Annotated in this window: 1 protein-coding gene; it reads left to right on the top strand. The window is 48.9% G+C overall.

What is annotated here, in order from left to right; translation table 11 throughout:
* Positions 1 to 357: 357 nt before the first annotated feature.
* On the top strand, positions 358 to 1,278 hold the full coding sequence (locus HZR81_RS23475; RefSeq protein WP_011914465.1) for a cation diffusion facilitator family transporter: 921 nt from the start codon (positions 358 to 360) through the stop codon (positions 1,276 to 1,278).
* The last annotated feature ends 358 nt before the right edge of the window (positions 1,279 to 1,636 follow it).

Raw genomic sequence — 1,636 nt, forward strand, 5'->3', positions numbered from 1 at the left:
CCGGTGAGCTCTACAGGTTCTAACGAATTTTGCGCGACTGAAGATAACGGCAGTGTGAGCCAAACATTACATTATTGAAATGTAATCTTCCGCTGTGCAGCTTGAACCACGAAAGATGATGTGAAGATTACAAATCTGTCATATTCAGATCATGACAAGGGTTAGCCAGTTATCGGCGTATTGAAGGCAATGGCGCACGAACTCGGGCGATGATGGTCGGATTTCTGTCAACGGTTTGGAGGCTGTCTCCGTGTCAGACGGTACAAAGGCACTAGTATATTTATTTGTTGCTATAGACGACCGTTTGGCTTCCTGTGCTTAGTCTTTTTTTAGATTTTTAAGGGTGGTTAAAAACCAATGGGCCACGAACATAACCATAACACCGAAGCTATAGGCGATAAGCGTCTAATTGCTGCTATAGGCGTTAACGCCGCATTAACACTGGCACAAATAGTCGGTGGAATACTCTCTGGTAGCTTATCACTCATTGCTGACGCGCTACATAATTTGAGCGATGCCGCATCACTGGTTATTGCGCTGATCGCACGTAAGATCGGTCGCAGACCGCCAGATGCATTTAAAACCTTTGGCTATCGACGCAGTGAAACCATAGCGGCTTTGATCAACTTGGTCACCCTGATCATCGTCGGTCTCTATCTTATTTACGAGGCCATAGGCCGGTTGTTTTCCCCGCAGCCCATTGAAGGTTGGACAGTGGTCGTGGTCGCGGGAATAGCCTTGGTTGTAGATATCGTCACGGCCTTTCTCACCTACACAATGTCCAAGAACAGCATGAATATAAAGGCGGCATTCTTGCACAATGTGTCGGATGCGCTGGCCTCCGTCGGCGTTGTTATCGCCGGGACATTGATACTTCTGTATGGGTGGTACTGGGCGGATACTGTACTGACACTGATGATTGCTGGCTACGTGCTCTGGCAAGGCTTTAGCATGCTGCCTAAAACCATCCATCTGTTAATGGAGGGCGCGCCAGAAGGCGTTTCCGTCGCTGATATAATCAATGTCATGGAACAAGTAAACGACGTCGAGGGCGTTCACCACGTGCATGTTTGGGAAATCGCTGAGCATACAATTGCACTGGAAGCACATGTTGTCATCAAGAAGGCGAGTCTGCCTGGGATCGAACGAGTGAAGACTGATTTGAAACGTGTACTCCATGAGCAATTCAAAATCAGCCACTCGACACTCGAGATGGAGCTAGACGGCAGTGTTTGTCTCGACACCAAGCAGACCGACAATCACTGCAGCGAAGCATAAGCTTACTATGCGCTACAATTAAAACAAGGTATTAACAGAGCGAATAGCCGAATATCACTTATTGGCGCTATGCCCTCGACCTGCGACATATTTCAGGTATATAGATAAGCAGCTCGTCACGATAAAATTCAGCTAACTCAAGTGCACCTGCCGCAGGCTGACGCGATAGCAAGTCTCCTAGCCACTACCACTGACAACGCTCAGATCCAGCGGCGGACGCGGGCGCGGTAGCGAACGAATGATTCGCCGAACAGCGCCTCTAGCGCCCACTCTTCGGGTGCGATCTGGAAACGGTTCATGTAGGGGTTTGGGGAGCAATGGAACCAAAAACCAACGTAAGCTCTGAATCCCACCGTAA

The organism is Pseudomonas sp. LM13 (genome assembly GCF_041381355.1).
Taxonomy (GTDB): Bacteria; Pseudomonadota; Gammaproteobacteria; order Pseudomonadales; family Pseudomonadaceae; genus Stutzerimonas; species Stutzerimonas frequens.

What these genes read in the sequence shown, in the direction of transcription:
- HZR81_RS23475 (WP_011914465.1), top strand. Translation starts at nt 358, where the DNA reads ATGGGCCACGAACATAACCATAACACCGAAGCTATAGGCGATAAGCGT.